This is a genomic window from Streptomyces sp. MGP-BFMKR1, from assembly GCF_057766585.1.
Genome location: NZ_CM173408.1, coordinates 6,990,055 through 7,005,076 on the forward strand (window position 1 = coordinate 6,990,055; position 15,022 = coordinate 7,005,076).

16 protein-coding genes and 1 pseudogene are annotated in these 15,022 nt (G+C 72.0%); 13 read left to right on the forward strand and 4 right to left on the reverse strand.

The window, feature by feature from the left end; translation table 11 throughout:
• The first annotated feature begins 66 nt into the window (after nucleotides 1–66).
• Nucleotides 67–1,278, forward strand: coding sequence for an amidohydrolase (locus AC3CHW_RS28020; protein WP_488468302.1), 1,212 nt, complete (start codon nucleotides 67–69; stop codon nucleotides 1,276–1,278).
• Here the strand turns inward: AC3CHW_RS28020 and AC3CHW_RS28025 are convergent.
• The 3 genes from AC3CHW_RS28025 to AC3CHW_RS28035 all read right to left on the reverse strand — a co-directional run bounded on the left by AC3CHW_RS28025 (nucleotide 1,218) and on the right by AC3CHW_RS28035 (nucleotide 4,127).
• A complete protein-coding gene (locus AC3CHW_RS28025) occupies nucleotides 1,218–2,237 on the reverse strand; it encodes a COX15/CtaA family protein (RefSeq protein ID WP_488468303.1) in 1,020 nt (339 codons plus the stop codon). The genes AC3CHW_RS28020 and AC3CHW_RS28025 overlap by 61 nt on opposite strands.
• A 109-nt stretch (nucleotides 2,238–2,346) precedes the next feature.
• Nucleotides 2,347–3,147 carry an ABC transporter permease gene (locus AC3CHW_RS28030; protein ID WP_488468304.1) on the reverse strand — a complete coding sequence of 267 codons (801 nt, stop codon included), beginning with the start codon at nucleotides 3,145–3,147 and terminating at the stop codon, nucleotides 2,347–2,349.
• Entirely contained in the window at nucleotides 3,147–4,127 is a 981-nt protein-coding gene (locus tag AC3CHW_RS28035) for an ABC transporter ATP-binding protein (RefSeq protein WP_398609854.1), read from the reverse strand. Before AC3CHW_RS28035 ends, AC3CHW_RS28030 begins: the two co-directional genes overlap by 1 nt.
• A 582-nt stretch (nucleotides 4,128–4,709) precedes the next feature.
• Here AC3CHW_RS28035 and AC3CHW_RS28040 point away from each other — a divergent pair.
• The 9 genes from AC3CHW_RS28040 to AC3CHW_RS28080 all read left to right on the forward strand — a co-directional run bounded on the left by AC3CHW_RS28040 (nucleotide 4,710) and on the right by AC3CHW_RS28080 (nucleotide 11,942).
• A complete protein-coding gene (locus AC3CHW_RS28040) occupies nucleotides 4,710–5,483 on the forward strand; it encodes a helix-turn-helix transcriptional regulator (protein WP_488468305.1) in 774 nt (257 codons plus the stop codon).
• On the forward strand, nucleotides 5,480–6,901 hold the full coding sequence (gene sufB / locus AC3CHW_RS28045; protein ID WP_359331770.1) for a Fe-S cluster assembly protein SufB: 1,422 nt from the start codon (nucleotides 5,480–5,482) through the stop codon (nucleotides 6,899–6,901). The genes AC3CHW_RS28040 and sufB overlap by 4 nt, the downstream gene beginning before the upstream one ends.
• Before the next feature lie 66 nt (nucleotides 6,902–6,967).
• A complete protein-coding gene (sufD, locus tag AC3CHW_RS28050) occupies nucleotides 6,968–8,146 on the forward strand; it encodes a Fe-S cluster assembly protein SufD (RefSeq protein WP_398609855.1) in 1,179 nt (392 codons plus the stop codon).
• Nucleotides 8,143–8,478, forward strand: coding sequence for a non-heme iron oxygenase ferredoxin subunit (locus tag AC3CHW_RS28055; protein ID WP_488468306.1), 336 nt, complete (start codon nucleotides 8,143–8,145; stop codon nucleotides 8,476–8,478). The genes sufD and AC3CHW_RS28055 overlap by 4 nt, the downstream gene beginning before the upstream one ends.
• A gap of 7 nt (nucleotides 8,479–8,485) precedes the next feature.
• Nucleotides 8,486–9,250 carry a Fe-S cluster assembly ATPase SufC gene (sufC, locus tag AC3CHW_RS28060; protein WP_187061408.1) on the forward strand — a complete coding sequence of 255 codons (765 nt, stop codon included), beginning with the start codon at nucleotides 8,486–8,488 and terminating at the stop codon, nucleotides 9,248–9,250.
• Between the two features lie 115 nt (nucleotides 9,251–9,365).
• A complete protein-coding gene (locus AC3CHW_RS28065) occupies nucleotides 9,366–10,622 on the forward strand; it encodes a cysteine desulfurase (RefSeq protein WP_176161020.1) in 1,257 nt (418 codons plus the stop codon).
• Nucleotides 10,623–10,635: 13 nt separating this feature from the next.
• Entirely contained in the window at nucleotides 10,636–11,100 is a 465-nt protein-coding gene (sufU, locus tag AC3CHW_RS28070; RefSeq protein ID WP_176161019.1) for a Fe-S cluster assembly sulfur transfer protein SufU, read from the forward strand.
• Entirely contained in the window at nucleotides 11,097–11,432 is a 336-nt protein-coding gene (locus AC3CHW_RS28075) for a metal-sulfur cluster assembly factor (protein WP_176161018.1), read from the forward strand. Before sufU ends, AC3CHW_RS28075 begins: the two co-directional genes overlap by 4 nt.
• A 144-nt stretch (nucleotides 11,433–11,576) precedes the next feature.
• A complete protein-coding gene (locus AC3CHW_RS28080) occupies nucleotides 11,577–11,942 on the forward strand; it encodes a VOC family protein (protein ID WP_488468307.1) in 366 nt (121 codons plus the stop codon).
• Between the two features lie 388 nt (nucleotides 11,943–12,330).
• On the opposite strand, the pseudogene AC3CHW_RS28085 reads toward AC3CHW_RS28080, so the two are convergent.
• Nucleotides 12,331–12,795 (reverse strand): annotated as a pseudogene (locus tag AC3CHW_RS28085) (mycothiol transferase); the annotation flags it as partial.
• 165 nt (nucleotides 12,796–12,960) lie between these two features.
• Here AC3CHW_RS28085 and AC3CHW_RS28090 point away from each other — a divergent pair.
• From AC3CHW_RS28090 to dapD, 3 genes are all read left to right on the forward strand, one after another.
• Complete coding sequence (locus tag AC3CHW_RS28090) at nucleotides 12,961–13,281, forward strand: DMT family transporter (RefSeq protein WP_459247111.1); 321 nt, start codon at nucleotides 12,961–12,963, stop codon at nucleotides 13,279–13,281.
• The gene (locus AC3CHW_RS28095; protein WP_187061411.1) at nucleotides 13,281–13,820 is read left to right on the forward strand and encodes a TetR/AcrR family transcriptional regulator; all 540 of its coding nucleotides are present in this window, start codon (nucleotides 13,281–13,283) and stop codon (nucleotides 13,818–13,820) included. Before AC3CHW_RS28090 ends, AC3CHW_RS28095 begins: the two co-directional genes overlap by 1 nt.
• Nucleotides 13,821–13,992: 172 nt before the next feature.
• Nucleotides 13,993–14,985, forward strand: coding sequence for a 2,3,4,5-tetrahydropyridine-2,6-dicarboxylate N-succinyltransferase (dapD, locus tag AC3CHW_RS28100; protein ID WP_381167184.1), 993 nt, complete (start codon nucleotides 13,993–13,995; stop codon nucleotides 14,983–14,985).
• Nucleotides 14,986–15,022 lie beyond the last annotated feature (37 nt).

Below are 15,022 nucleotides of genomic sequence, written 5' to 3' on the forward strand. Positions count from 1 at the left end.
ACCGACACCTCAGACGGTCCCGCGCGCGTCAGACCGCCCGGAATCGGCACGGGCAGGGAGATGCGGATGCTGCTGGACGGCCCTGAGCGGCGACGATCCGTCCCGCCGGGGCCCCGGCACCTGCGGCGAGCGGGGGCGGACCGGCCCCTCGCGGCTTCCCAGGACGAGCCCGGCTCCGTCGCGGACGAGGAGCCGGGCTTCGTGGTGCCCCCCTTGGTGGACCAGTACGGCCTCGGTGTCTCGCATGCTGAAATCGGGCTCGGCGCATTTGAGTCACATCTGGCCGCCGCGGTCGGCTCGCGCGGGCCCGCCGCGCCCGGCACCACCTTCTTCGACAGTTGGCTCGGGCTCGCCGTACGCCGCTGGTGCCCGCCGCTGCTCGGCGTCGAGCCGCACTGCACGCCCGCGCACTACCTCGCCGCGCGCCGCGCCCTCGGCGCCTACCAGGCGACCCGGCTGCTGCTGCGCGGCTGCGGCGTGGGCACGTACCTGCTGGCGGCGGGCGCGGTGGAGGCGCCGCTGTCGGCCGCCGAGCTGGCCTCGGCCACGGGCGCGCCCACGTACGAGATCGTCCCCGTCCAGGCGCTCGCCGGGCAGGTCGCCGACGGCTCGCACACCGCCCGTGGCTTCCTCGCCGCGACGGCCGACGCGCTGGCCGGGGCGCCCGCGCGGCGGGTCGTGGCCTTCGCCATAGCGCCCGGCCCGCTGCCCGCCGCGCCGCCGGACGCGCGCGCGGTGCGGGAAGCGGCGGAGCGCTGGCTGCGCGCCCGCGCGCGGGGGGCGCGACCGAGCGACCCGGTGCTCCTGCGCCACCTGCTGTGGAGTGCGCTCACCACCGGCCTGCCGGTCCAACTGCACTGCCCCGAGCCCGACCGGGTCGCCGACTTCCTGGCCGCGACGGTCGGCCTCGGCACCGATCTGGTGCTGCTGCCCGGCCACGGCGGGCACCGGAGCGCGGCACGGCTCGCGGCGGCGTTCCCGCACGTGTACGCGGACGTCGGCCCCGCGCCGTGGGAGACGCTGCGCCTCGCGCCGTTCGGGAAGCTGCTGTTCTCGACCGGCGCCCGGGGCCTGCCGGAGCTGTACGTGGTGGCGGCGCGCCAGTTCGCGGCGGCGATGACGCGCCTGGCCGCCGAGTGGTGCGCCGAGGGGGTGTGCACGCCGCCGCAGGCGCAGCGGATCGCCGACCTGGTGGCCTCCGGCACCGCCCGCCGGGTCTACCGGCTGCCGGCGGAGGCCGGCTCCTCGGCTCCCGCGCCCTCCTCGGCCCGGGGCTGAAGCGCCTCGTGCTCGCCGGAGGGGGCGGGGACGGCCGGCGCCTGCGCCCGCTCGCGCAGCGCGAGGAAGACCCGCAGCACCGCGATCCACACCAGGCACGAGCCGAACATGTGCATGCCGACGACGAACTCCGGCAGGTGCGTGAAGTACTGGACGTAGCCGACCACGCCCTGGGAGAGCAGGACGACGAACAGCTCGACCACCGTGCGCGAGGCGGCCGGCGGAGCCTTCACGGCGCGCAGCGTGAACCACAGCGCGACGGTGAGGCCGAAGACGATGTAGACGAAGTCCACGTGGAGCTGGGTGATCTCCTGCCAGTCCAGCGGGATCCGGTGCACCTTCGTCGCGTCACCGGCGTGCGGCCCGGAGCCGGTGACCACGGTGCCGATCACGATCAGCGCGGCGGCGGCGACCACCAGCAGCCACGACAACTGCCGCACCGCGGGCGCGACCAGCAGCCTGGCCGGGCCGTCGCCCTCACGGGTGCGCTGCCAGGTGATCATCGCGACCGTGAGCAGCGCGGTGGAGATCAGGAAGTGCGAGCTGACGATGTACGGGTTCAGGCCCGTCAGCACCGTGATCCCGCCCACCACGGCGTTGCCCATCACGATCCAGAACTGCAACCAGCCGAGCCGGGTGAGCGGGCGGCGCATCGGCTTGGCGGCACGGGCCACGATGATGAAGAACCCGATGACCGCGCACAGCACGTACGTCAGCAGCCGGTTGCCGAACTCGATGATGCCGCGTACACCCATCTCCGAGGTGGGCGTGAGGCTCTCGTCGGTGCACTTGGGCCACGTCTCGCAGCCGAGCCCGGACTGGGACAGCCGCACGGCGCCCCCGGTCACGACGATGACCACGGCCATCACCACGGTGATCAGCGCTGCCAGCCGCACCAGGCGCGCGGACGGCGTCCAACGGCGGGCGATCAGCTCAAGGGGATTCCACGAATTCGGCACGACATCATGGTAGGCCGCACCTTGTGCACCGATTCACGAGGGGGTGCCCGCCCGGCGCGCGTCCCGCCCGAGCCCCCTCCGTACGGCGGGCACGGGCGCCTGCGGCGGGCTACTCCCAGCGGAAGAAGCGGCCCGCCGCGCCCAGGCCGAGCACGGCCCACGCGGTCAGCACGCCCAGGTTGGACCAGGGCACCCCGGCGCCGTCCCGCAGCACGTCGCGCAGCCCGTCGGAGAGCGCGGCGACGGGCAGCAGGTGCAGCACCGTCTCGATGCCGCCGGGGAACTTCGACAGCGGCACGATGACGCCGCCGCCGAAGAGCAGCAGCAGGAAGACCAGGTTGGCCGCGGCCAGCGTCACCTCGGCCTTGAGCGTGCCGGCCATCAGCAGCCCGAGCCCGGAGAAGGCCGCGGTGCCGAGGAGGAGCAGCAGGGCCACGGTGGCCGGGTTGCCGTGCGGTGACCAGCCGAGCGCGAGGGCGACCGCCGTCAGCAGCGCGATCTGGAGCACCTCGGTCACCAGCACCGCGCACGTCTTGGCCGTCATCAGCGCCCAGCGCGGCAGCGGTGAGGCGCCGAGCCGCTTGAGCACCCCGTAGCGCCGCTCGAAGCCGGTCGCGATGGCCTGTCCGGTGAACGCCGTGGAGAGCACCGCCAGCGCCAGCACCCCGGGCGCCAGGAAGTCCACGGCGTCGCCGTCGCCGGTGTCCACGACGTCCACGCTGCTGAACAGGGTCAGCAGCAGGGTCGGGATGATGATGACGAGCAGCAGTTGCTCGCCGTTGCGCAGCAGCAGCCGGGTCTCGAGGGCGGCCTGCGCGCGGATCATCCGCCCCAGCGGCGCGGCCCCGGGGCGCGGCGTGAAGGTGCCGGGCCCGCCGCCGGGCTCCGTGGTCTCAGCGGTGTCGGCCATCACGCGCGCAGCTCCTTGCCGGTCAGCTCCAGGAAAACGTCCTCCAGGGTGTGCCGCTCCACCGAGAGCCGGTCGGGCAGCACCCCGTGTTGGGCGCACCAGGAGGTCACGGTGGCCAGCAACTGGGGTGTGACCTTCCCGGTGATGCGGTACGAGCCCGGGGCCAGCTCGACGGCCGTGCACTCCGCCGGCAGCGCTGTGAGCAGCGAGGCCACGTCGAGCCCGGGGCGGCCCGAGAAGCGCAGCGAGTTCTCCGCGCCGCCCCGGCACAGCTCCTCCGGGCTGCCGGAGGCGATCACCCTGCCCGCGTCGATGATGTGGACCTGGTCGGCGAGTTGCTCGGCCTCGTCCATGTGGTGCGTGGTGAGGACGACGCTGACGCCGTCCGCGCGCAGCTCCCGCACCAGGTCCCAGGTGGCGCGCCTGGCCTGCGGGTCGAGGCCGGCGGTCGGCTCGTCGAGGAAGACCAGTTCGGGGCGGCCGACGACGGCCATGGCCAGGGCCAGCCGCTGTTGCTGTCCGCCGGAGAGCCGGCGGTAGACCGTGCGCCCGCAGCTCTCCAGGCCCAGCCGCTCGATGAGCGCGTCCACGTCCACCGGGTGGGCGTGCAGGGAGGCGGTGTGCCGGAGCATCTCGGCGGCCCGGGCGCCGGGGTAGACGCCACCCGACTGGAGCATCACGCCGACGCGCGGGCGCAGCCTGGCCGCGTCGGCCAGCGGATCGAGGCCGAGCACGCGCACGGTCCCGGCGTCCGGCCGGCGGTAGCCCTCGCAGGTCTCGATGGTGGTGGTCTTTCCGGCGCCGTTCGGGCCGAGCACGGCGGTGACGCTGCCGCGTGCGACGGACAGCGTGAGGCCGTCCACCGCGGTCTTCGTCCCGTACCGCTTGACCAGGCCGACGACCTCGACCGCCGGCGCCTCCCCGGTGACGTCCCCCGGCGCGGGCCTGGGGCGGGGGCTGGGGGAGGGCTCGTCTCGCATGGGCGGAAGTCTACGAAGCTCCCGGGGCCTGCCGGCCGGCAGGGCCGCGCTCGGGCGAGGGCTGGGCGGGCGCTCGACCGGCGCTCAGGGGGCGTGCGCGCAGGTGCGGTCGTCCCGGCGGCGCGCCCGAGCGCGGGCCGGGGTCGGGCCACAGGCGCGGAACGGGGCCCGGCACCCGGCCGTGCGCCCGTACCGGCGGCGTGCCGGGCAACGGGTTGGGCGGCGGATGGCTGGTTTGCGGGCTCGCCTTCGGGCGCGCGGGTCGCCTCGGTCCGCCGCGGTCGCGCGCCGGTGCTGAGCGGCGGGCGTCGGCCTGACCCGTGCGCCCCGGCGCGCGAGGCGGCTCCGATCGATGCGGGTCTTCGCCGTCCGCGCGCCCATCCGCGCAGGTCAGGATCTGCGGACGGGGAGGGGGCCGGCCGCCTCCGGCCGCACCCGCGCGACCTGCGGAAGGAGCCGGTGGGGCCGCGCCGACGTGATCGTTTACGCAGGTCAACTTAGGTCTCCCTAAGTGACGTACCCCACCGAGGTCGCCTGGGGAGCGGGTTGTATCGGCCTCGGGAATTACGCAACAATGGCGTTGTGAAATACGCGAGCGACAACCAGGGGTCCGCGGCCAAGCCGGCCGTGGCGGCTGGCGTGCCTCCCGTATCCACCCACGACGACCTGCGCGGGACCCGTAACCGGGTGGCGCGCTCCATTCTCGACCACGGCCCGTCGACGGCGGCGGCGGTCGCCGAGCGGCTGGGGCTCACCCAGGCCGCGGTCCGCCGTCATCTGGACACCCTGGTCGCCGAGGGCATCGTCGAACCCCGCGAGCAGCGGGTGTACGGCGCGCGCGGTCGCGGCCGTCCGGCCAAGGTCTTCGCCTTGACCGACTGCGGCCGGGACGCCTTCGACCAGGCGTACGACCAACTGGCGGCCGACGCGCTGCGCTGGATCGCGCAGTCGGCCGGCGGCGGCGTGATGGGTGAGGCCGCGGTGGCGGCGTTCGCCCGCGCGCGGCTGGCCGCGCAGGCGGCGGGGTACCGGGAGGCGGTCGAGGCCGCGGCCCCGGAGTCCCGTACGGAGGCCCTGGCCAAGGCATTGACCGCCGACGGGTACGCTGCTACGGCGCGCAGCGCGCCCAACCCTCAGCAGGGTGAACAGCTCTGCCAGCACCACTGTCCGGTTGCGCATGTCGCCGAGCAGTTCCCGCAGCTCTGTGAGGCGGAGACCGAGGTCTTCTCCCACCTGCTCGGGACCCATGTGCAACGTCTGGCCACCATCGCCCACGGCGACGGGGTGTGCACGACGTTCATCCCCAAGAAGACCACCACAGCATCCGCAAGCACGTCCGGGAGGAAACCCGCATGACTCTCCCCACGGAGACTGCTCACCCCGAGCTCGAGGGCCTGGGCACGTACGAATACGGCTGGGCCGACTCCGACGTCGCCGGTGCCGGTGCCAAGCGCGGCCTCTCGGAAGAGGTCGTGCGTGACATCTCGGACAAGAAGTCGGAGCCCGACTGGATGCTGAAGCTTCGGCTCAAGGGCCTGAAGCTGTTCGGCAAGAAGCCGATGCCCACGTGGGGCTCGGACCTGTCCGGCATCGACTTCGACAACATCAAGTACTTCGTGCGCTCCACCGAGAAGCAGGCCGCGAGCTGGGAGGACCTGCCGGAGGACATCAAGAACACCTACGACAGGCTGGGCATCCCGGAGGCGGAGAAGCAGCGCCTGGTCGCCGGTGTCGCGGCGCAGTACGAGTCGGAGGTCGTCTACCACCAGATCCGCGAGGACCTGGAGGAGCAGGGCGTCCTGTTCCTGGACACCGACACGGCGCTCAAGGAGCACCCGGAGATCTTCCAGGAGTACTTCGGCACCGTGATCCCGGCCGGCGACAACAAGTTCGCCGCGCTGAACACGGCCGTCTGGTCCGGTGGCTCGTTCATCTACGTCCCGCCGGGCGTCCACGTCGACATTCCGCTCCAGGCCTACTTCCGTATCAACACGGAGAACATGGGCCAGTTCGAGCGGACGCTGATCATCGTCGACGAGAACGCCTACGTGCACTACGTCGAGGGCTGCACCGCCCCGATCTACTCCTCGGACTCGCTGCACAGCGCCGTCGTGGAGATCATCGTCAAGAAGGGCGGCCGGTGCCGCTACACGACGATCCAGAACTGGTCGAACAACGTCTACAACCTGGTCACCAAGCGCGCCGTGGCCTACGAGGGCGCGACCATGGAGTGGGTCGACGGCAACATCGGCTCCAAGGTCACCATGAAGTACCCGGCCGTCTACCTGATGGGCGAGCACGCCAAGGGCGAGACGCTGTCCATCGCCTTCTCGGGCGCGGGCCAGCACCAGGACGCGGGCGCCAAGATGGTGCACATGGCGCCGAACACCTCCTCGAACATCGTCTCCAAGTCGGTGGCCCGGGGCGGCGGTCGCACCTCCTACCGCGGTCTGATCGAGATCGGCGAGGGCGCGCACGGCTCGAAGTCGAACGTGCTCTGTGACGCGCTCCTGGTGGACACCATCTCGCGCTCGGACACCTACCCGTACGTGGACGTCCGCGAGGACGACGTGTCCATGGGCCACGAGGCGACCGTCTCCAAGGTCAGTGACGACCAGCTCTTCTACCTGATGAGTCGCGGTCTGTCCGAGGACGAGGCGATGGCCATGATCGTCCGTGGCTTCGTCGAGCCGATCGCCCGCGAGCTGCCGATGGAGTACGCGCTGGAGCTCAACCGGCTGATCGAGCTGCAGATGGAGGGCGCGGTCGGTTGATGCCGACCCGCGCACCACTGGAGCAGCACCTGTTTTCTGACGCAGAGAGAGAGCACCACGACAGCCATGGCTGAGAACACTCCCGCCGGCAGCACCACCGACGGCGCCATTCAGGTCGGGGGGCCGCAGCAGCCCATCGACGCCCGGGTCAGCGCCCCCGCCTCGTATGACGTGGCGGACTTCCCGGTGCCGCACGGTCGCGAGGAGGAGTGGCGGTTCACGCCGCTGGAGCGCCTGCGGGGCCTGCACGACGGCACCGCCGAGGCCAAGGGCGGGCTGCGGATCGACGTGAGCGCCCCCGAGGGCGTCACCGTCGAGACCGTGGACCGCGAGGACCCGCGGCTCGGCCGGGCCGGCAAGCCGGTGGACCGCGTCGCCGCGCAGGCGTACAGTTCGTTCGAGAAGGCGTCCGTGATCTCCGTGCCCAAGGACACGGTGCTCACCGAGCCGGTGCGGATCGCCGTGCACGGCGAGGGCGGCGTGGCCTACGGCCACCAGGTCATCGAGGTCGGCAACTTCGCCGAGGCGCTGGTCGTCGTCGACCACACCGGCGACGCGACGCTCGCGGCCAACATCGAGTACGTGATCGGCGACGGCGCCAAGCTGACCGTCGTCTCCGTGCAGGACTGGGACGACGAGGCGGTGCACGTCGCGCAGCACACCGCGCTGGTGGGCCGCGACGCCACGTTCAAGTCCGTCATCGTCACCTTCGGCGGCGACCTGGTCCGACTGCACCCGCGGGTGATCTACGGCGGTCCCGGCGGCGAGGCCGAGCTGTACGGCCTGTACTTCACCGACGACGGCCAGCACCAGGAGCACCGGCTGTTCGTGGACCACGACACCCCGCACTGCCGGAGCAACGTGGTCTACAAGGGCGCGCTGCAGGGCCAGGACGCGCACGCGGTGTGGATCGGCGACGTGCTCATCCGGGCCGCGGCCGAGGGCACCGACACCTACGAGCTCAACCGGAACCTCGTGCTCACCGACGGCGCGCGCGTGGACTCGGTGCCGAACCTGGAGATCGAGACCGGCGAGATCGTCGGCGCCGGCCACGCCTCGGCCACCGGCCGGTTCGACGACGAGCAGCTCTTCTACCTGATGGCGCGCGGCATCACCGCCGAGGAGGCCCGCCGCCTGGTCGTCCGTGGCTTCTTCGCCGAGCTGGTCCAGCAGATCGGCATCCCGGACATCGAGGACCGCCTGCTCAGCAAGATCGAGGCGGAGCTGGAGGCGTCCGTCGGATGAGCGCCCCGTTCGTACGGGCTTGCGCGCTGAGCGAGCTCGAAGAGGACACCCCCAAGCGCGTCGAGCTGGACGGCGTGCCCGTCTCGATCGTCCGCACCGAGGGTGAGGTGTTCGCGATCAACGACGTCTGCTCGCACGCGAACGTCTCGCTGTCCGAGGGCGAGGTGGAGGACTGCTCCATCGAGTGCTGGCTGCACGGATCGAGCTTCGATCTGCGCACCGGCAAGCCGTCCGGGCTGCCCGCGACGCGCCCCGTACCCGTATACCCCGTCAAGATCGAAGGGGACGGCCCAGACGCTTCTGTGCTCGTCTCCGTCACCCAGGAGTCCTGAGGCACCCATGGCAACGCTTGAGATCCACGACCTGCACGTCTCCGTCGAGGCCGACAACGGCCCCCAGGAGATTCTGCGCGGCGTCGACCTGACCGTGAAGCAGGGCGAGACGCACGCGATCATGGGCCCGAACGGCTCCGGCAAGTCCACCCTCGCGTACTCGCTCGCGGGGCACCCGAAGTACACCATCACCGGTGGCACCGTCACCCTCGACGGCGAGAACGTCCTGGAGATGTCCGTCGACGAGCGCGCGCGGGCCGGCGTCTTCCTCGCCATGCAGTACCCGGTCGAGGTGCCCGGCGTCTCCGTCTCCAACTTCCTGCGCACCTCCGCCACCGCCGTCCGCGGCGAGGCCCCCAAGCTGCGGCTGTGGGTCAAGGAGGTCAAGGAGGCCATGGAGCGGCTCTCCATCGACCCCTCGTTCGCCGAGCGCAACGTCAACGAGGGCTTCTCCGGCGGTGAGAAGAAGCGCCACGAGATCCTTCAGCTCGAACTGCTCAAGCCCAAGATCGCGATCCTCGACGAGACCGACTCGGGCCTGGACGTCGACGCGCTGCGCGTCGTGTCCGAGGGCGTGAACCGGGTGCGGGAGAGCGGCGAGGTCGGCACCCTGCTGATCACGCACTACACCCGCATCCTGCGCTACATCAAGCCCGACTTCGTGCACGTCTTCGCGCAGGGCCGGATCGCCGAGTCCGGCGGCGCGGAGCTGGCCGACAAGCTGGAGAACGAGGGCTACGAGGCGTACGTGAAGGGCGGCGCGCACTCGTGACCCCCGCACGCGAGGCCATCGGCCCGCGGAAGATCCACGACCCGCGGGCCGTGCCTCCTCGCTCATCCGCGAGGAGGGGCCCCGCGGGCCACGCGACGACCGAAAGGGGAGGGGCGTGACACCGCTGCCGGGCCTCCTCGACACCGAGGCGATCCGCAAGGACTTTCCCGTCCTGGACCGTGTGGTCCACGACGGCAAGAGGCTCGTGTACCTGGACAACGCGGCGACTTCGCAGAAGCCGCGCCAGGTGCTCGACGCCCTCAACGCGTACTACGAGCGGCACAACTCCAACGTGCACCGCGGCGTGCACGTGCTCGCCGAGGAGGCCACGGCGCTCTACGAGGGCGCCCGTGACAAGGTCGCGGCCTTCATCAACGCGCCCAGCCGCGACGAGGTGATCTTCACCAAGAACGCCTCCGAGTCGCTGAACCTCGTGGCGAACATGCTCGGCTGGGCCGACGAGCCCTACCGCGTGGACCACGAGACCGAGATCGTCATCACGGAGATGGAGCACCACTCCAACATCGTGCCGTGGCAGTTGCTCTCGCAGCGCACCGGCGCGAAGCTGAAGTGGTTCGGGCTCACCGACGAGGGCCGGCTCGACCTGTCCAACCTGGAAGAGATCATCACGCCCAAGACGAAGATCGTCTCGTTCGTGCTGGTCTCCAACATCCTGGGCACCGTCAACCCGGTCGAGGCCATCGTGCGCCGCGCCCAGGAGGTCGGCGCGCTGGTGCTGATCGACGCCTCGCAGGCGGCCCCGCACATGGTGCTCGACGTGCAGGCGCTACAGGCCGACTTCGTCGCCTTCACCGGCCACAAGATGTGCGCCCCGACCGGCATCGGCGTCCTGTGGGGCCGCCAGGAACTCCTGGAGGACCTGCCGCCCTTCCTCGGCGGCGGCGAGATGATCGAAACCGTCTCGATGCACTCCTCGACGTACGCCCCGGCACCGCACAAGTTCGAGGCGGGCACGCCGCCGATCGCCCAGGCCGTGGGCCTCGGCGCGGCCGTGGACTACCTGTCGGCGATCGGCATGGAGCGCATAGAGGCGCACGAGCACGCGATCACCGAGTACGCGGTGCGCCGCTTCCAGGAGGTCCCCGACCTGCGCATCATCGGCCCGACCACGGCCGAGGACCGGGGCGCGGCGATCTCCTTCACGCTCGGCGACATCCACCCGCACGACGTGGGGCAGGTACTGGACGAGCAGGGCATCGCGGTGCGCGTCGGACACCACTGCGCGCGCCCGGTCTGCCTGCGGTACGGAATTCCAGCGACCACGCGAGCGTCGTTCTATCTGTACTCCACGCCGGCCGAGGTCGATGCCCTGGTCGAGGGGCTGGAGCACGTACGGAACTTCTTCGGGTAGGGGCTGCTGACTCGTGAAGCTTGATTCGATGTACCAGGACGTCATCCTGGACCACTACAAGCACCCGCACGGCCGGGGGCTGCGCGATGGCGACGCCGAAGTGCACCACGTCAACCCGACCTGCGGGGACGAGATCACGCTCCGCGTGCGGCTGGACGGCGACACCATCGCCGACGTGTCGTACGAGGGACAGGGCTGCTCCATCAGTCAGGCGAGCGCCTCGGTGCTCAACGAACTGCTGGTGGGGAAGGAACTCACCGAGGCCAGCAAGGTCCAGGAGACGTTCCTTGAGCTGATGCAGTCCAAGGGCAAGATCGAGCCGGACGACGCGATGGAAGAGATCCTGGAGGACGCCGTGGCGTTCGCGGGCGTCTCGAAGTACCCGGCACGCGTGAAGTGTGCGCTGCTGAGCTGGATGGCCTGGAAGGACGCCACGGCCCAGGCACTGGGCGAGGGCACCGGGAGGAAGACCGCATGAGCGAGAACGCAACGATCACCAAGCCCGCCAGCGAGGAGGAGGTCCGCGAGGCGCTGTACGACGTGGTCGACCCCGAGCTGGGCATCGACGTCGTCAACCTGGGCCTGATCTACGGCATCCACATCGACGACGCCAACATCGCCACCCTCGACATGACCCTGACGTCGGCGGCCTGTCCGCTGACCGACGTCATCGAGGACCAGGCGAAGTCGGCCACCGAGGGCATCGTCAACGAGCTGCGCATCAACTGGGTCTGGATGCCCCCGTGGGGCCCGGACAAGATCACGGACGACGGCCGCGAGCAGCTTCGGGCGCTCGGGTTCAACGTCTGAGCCACCTCGCGCGGCCCGGCCCGGGCCCGGCGTCGCCCGCCGGGCACCGGTCCGGTCGCCGAGCAGGTCGCGCGCAGGGACGACGCCTCCGTGACGTGAGGTGATCTCCTGACACAGCCATGCCCGCCAGGCAGACTGGCGGGCATGGCTGTTTCTCTTTACACCGTCGCCGTCGACGCACACGACGTCAAAGCCCTCGCCGCCTTCTGGACCCAGGCCCTCGACTGGCAGATCGTCTACGAGGACCCCGAGGAGATCATCATCGGCGCGGACGCCTCCGCGATGCCCGGCATCGTCTTCCTGCGCGTCCCGGAGGAGAAGACGATCAAGAACCGGCTGCACCTCGACCTGAACCCGGACGACCAGCAGACCGAGGTGGACCGCCTGATCGCGCTCGGCGCCCGCCCCGTCGACGTGGGACAGGGCCCGGAGGTGACGTGGCGGGTGCTCGCCGACCCCGAGGGCAACGAGTTCTGCGTGTTGCGGCCCAAGCAGACGCTGCTGGGCTGAGCGCGCTCTCCCCGGGTGGCGGGCCGGCCCGTGCGATCGGGGCCGGCCCGCTGGCGAGCTGCGACGACCCGCGCGGGCTGTGCCGCGCGTCACACCGGTCCCGTGTCATGAACGGACCGGCTCGACCCATCCCGTGGTCGTCAGCAGGAGGCGGAGCGGGTGGGTCGCCGCTGACGTGGTGGTGTGGGCGAGTGGCACGCGCGGTGGTGCTGGAGACGCTGAGCCCGCTGGAGCGCGCGGTGTTCGTGGCGCGGCCCGCGCGAGCGACGGGTGAGACGGGTGAGTCAGCCGGCGTCGGGGCGTCGCCCAGTTGGGCCGTGGTGTTCGCGCCGTCCAGGCACTCCCGGATGATGTCGGCGTGCCCCGCGTGCTGGGCCGTCTCGCGCAGCATGTGGAGCAGGGCCCGCCGCGCCGTCCAGGTCTCCGGGGCGGCCTCGGGGTCCCACGGGACGGGCGGCAGCGGCACCGCGACGTCCAGGTCGGGCAGGGCGCCGACGGCGGCGTCCATGGCCCGGGTCGCCGCCGCGTACGCCGCGCGCAGGTCGGCCAGCCTGTCGTCCGCCGTCAGGTGGTACTGGCCCATGTCCCACATGCCGTCCGGCGTCTCGCCGCGCCGCTCGCTGATGAGCTGTGCCCACACCCGCTCGCCCTGGGTGAGGTGCTTGAGGATGCCGCCCAGGGTCAGTTCGCTGGCCGTGGAGCGCCGCCCGGCCTGTGCGTCGGTGAGCCCCCGCAGCGTGATCAGCAGCGTGCCGCGCTGCTCGGCGAGCGCGTGCAGCAGCGCGTCGCGCTCGGCGTGTGGATCGCGCTCGGTCGCGCGGGCCGGCGGCGGGGTCGCGGGTGCGGTCGTCATCGGGTCGTCCTCCGGTGATGTAGGGCGCCGGGCTCGTTCCCTGCGGCCCGACGACACCGACGCTAGCCAGCCTTCAGGTCAGCCTCTGTCCGCGAGGGGGAAGGGTCCGCGCCGACTCGGCGACGTTGTGTACGTACGTACGCAACGATGTGTACGCTCGTCCGCATGGTGTATCTGACGCTCGCCGGGGCGATCTCGGCGGAGATCGTGGCAACCATCGCGATGAAGTACAGCGACGGGTTCAGCAAGCTCTGGCCCTCGCTCGGCACGCTGGTCGGCTATCTGGTGGCCTTCTCGCTGCTCGCGTACACGCTCAAGACCATGCCGGTGGGGACGGCGTACGCGATCTGGTCCGGCGCGGGGACCGCCGTCGTCGCGCTGATCGGCATGGTCTTCCTCGGAGAGGCGGCGACGGCGGCCCGGATCGGCGGGGTGCTGCTCGTCATCGCCGGGGTCGTGGTCCTCAACCTGGGGGGTGCGCACTGATGGCCCGCCGGTACGACCCCGACCGCCGGCAGCGCATCATCGACGCGGCGATCCGCGTGGTGGCCGAGCGGGGCATCGAGGCGCTCAGCCACCGCACCGTCGCGGCGGAGGCCGACGTGCCGCTCGGCTCCACCACGTACCACTTCGCCACCCTGGACGACCTCCTGGTCGCTGCGTTGCGGCAGGTGTGCACCGAGCCGGGGATGGCGGTGCCGACCTGGCGGCGGGCCGTCGAGGGGCCGGCGCCGCTGGCCGACGCCATCGCCGACCTCCTGCTGGACGCGGCGCGGGACGACCACGGCGAGGTGCGGCTCGCCTACGAGCTCTACCTGGCGGCGCTGCGGCGCGAGGCGCTGCGGCCGGTCGCCGCCGAGTGGCTGGAGGCCGTGGTGGCGGTCCTGGTTCCGCGCACCGGGGACGAGGCCAGCGCGCGGGCCCTGCTCGCGCTGGCGGACGGGCTGATGTTGCAGGCCCTGCTGAGTGGGCGGCGGCTGGACCGGGCCGAGGTGCGCGAGGCGCTGGCCCGGGTGGCCGGGTAGCCGGGAGCGGCGGGGGTGCCTGGGGCGGCGGGGGCGGCCGGGCGGCGGGAGCGGCTTGGGTGGCCGGTTGGTCAGGTCGTCGGGTGCCGGGCGGCCGGCGGGCGGATGCGGTGGCGGCCCGGGGAGTGGGACCGGTTCGCCTCGACGGGGCGCCTCCGGTTAGCGTTCGAGCATGACCGAAGCAGCAACTCACCGCACCACCGGCGCCGTCGCCGCCGGGCTCGCCACCCTCAGCGAGGACGGGACCGTCCTGGACACCTGGTTCCCGGCCCCCGTCCTGTCCGCCGAGCCCGGCCCGGCCGGCACCGAGCGCATCACCGACGACGAGCAGGTCGCCGAACTCCTCGGCCCCGGGGCGCCCGCCGCGCTCGGCACCGACCTCCGCCGTGGCGTCGAGGTCGTGGCCGTCCGCACGGTCATCGCCTCGCTCGACGACAAGCCCCTGGACGCGCACGACGCGTACCTGCGGCTGCACCTGCTCAGCCACCGGCTGGTCCGCCCGCACGGCGTCAGCCTGGACGGCCTCTTCGGCCTGCTGGCCAACGTCGCCTGGACCTCGCTCGGCCCGGTGCCCGTGGACCAGGTCGAGCGGGCCCGGCTCGCGGCGCGCGCCGAGGGGCTGCACCTCCAGGTGACCAGCGTGGACAAGTTCCCGCGGATGACCGACTACGTGACGCCCGCCGGGGTCCGGATCGGCGACGCCGACCGGGTGCGGCTCGGCGCCCACCTGGCGGCCGGCACCACCGTGATGCACGAGGGCTTCGTCAACTTCAACGCGGGCACGCTCGGCACCTCGATGGTCGAGGGGCGCATCAGCGCGGGCGTCGTCGTCGGCGACGGCTCCGACATCGGTGGCGGCGCGTCGATCATGGGCACGCTCTCCGGCGGCGGCAAGCAGGTCGTCTCCATCGGTGAGCGCTGCCTGCTGGGCGCGGAGGCCGGCATCGGCATCGCGCTCGGCGACGACTGCGTGGTGGAGGCCGGCCTCTACATCACCGCCGGCACCCGCGTCACGCTGCCGGACGGCGAGGTCGTCAAGGCCCTGGAGCTGTCGGGCGTGAGCAACCTGCTCTTCCGGCGCAACTCCACCACCGGACGCGTCGAGGCCCTCCAGCGCTCGGGCTCCTGGGGCGGCCTGAACGAGGCGCTGCACAGCCACAACTGACGCCGACCGGCTCCCGGCCGGACGGCCGCCCGGCCAC

Excerpts from the sequence above, each read along its gene's own strand:
- AC3CHW_RS28020 (WP_488468302.1), top strand. The coding sequence starts at position 67 with ATGCTGCTGGACGGCCCTGAGCGGCGACGATCCGTCCCGCCGGGGCCC.
- AC3CHW_RS28030 (WP_488468304.1), bottom strand. The coding sequence starts at position 3,147 with ATGGCCGACACCGCTGAGACCACGGAGCCCGGCGGCGGGCCCGGCACC.
- AC3CHW_RS28035 (WP_398609854.1), bottom strand. The coding sequence starts at position 4,127 with ATGCGAGACGAGCCCTCCCCCAGCCCCCGCCCCAGGCCCGCGCCGGGG.
- sufB (WP_359331770.1), top strand. The coding sequence starts at position 5,480 with ATGACTCTCCCCACGGAGACTGCTCACCCCGAGCTCGAGGGCCTGGGC.
- sufD (WP_398609855.1), top strand. The coding sequence starts at position 6,968 with ATGGCTGAGAACACTCCCGCCGGCAGCACCACCGACGGCGCCATTCAG.
- AC3CHW_RS28055 (WP_488468306.1), top strand. The coding sequence starts at position 8,143 with ATGAGCGCCCCGTTCGTACGGGCTTGCGCGCTGAGCGAGCTCGAAGAG.
- sufC (WP_187061408.1), top strand. The coding sequence starts at position 8,486 with ATGGCAACGCTTGAGATCCACGACCTGCACGTCTCCGTCGAGGCCGAC.
- AC3CHW_RS28075 (WP_176161018.1), top strand. The coding sequence starts at position 11,097 with ATGAGCGAGAACGCAACGATCACCAAGCCCGCCAGCGAGGAGGAGGTC.
- AC3CHW_RS28080 (WP_488468307.1), top strand. The coding sequence starts at position 11,577 with ATGGCTGTTTCTCTTTACACCGTCGCCGTCGACGCACACGACGTCAAA.
- AC3CHW_RS28090 (WP_459247111.1), top strand. The coding sequence starts at position 12,961 with ATGGTGTATCTGACGCTCGCCGGGGCGATCTCGGCGGAGATCGTGGCA.
- AC3CHW_RS28095 (WP_187061411.1), top strand. The coding sequence starts at position 13,281 with ATGGCCCGCCGGTACGACCCCGACCGCCGGCAGCGCATCATCGACGCG.
- dapD (WP_381167184.1), top strand. The coding sequence starts at position 13,993 with ATGACCGAAGCAGCAACTCACCGCACCACCGGCGCCGTCGCCGCCGGG.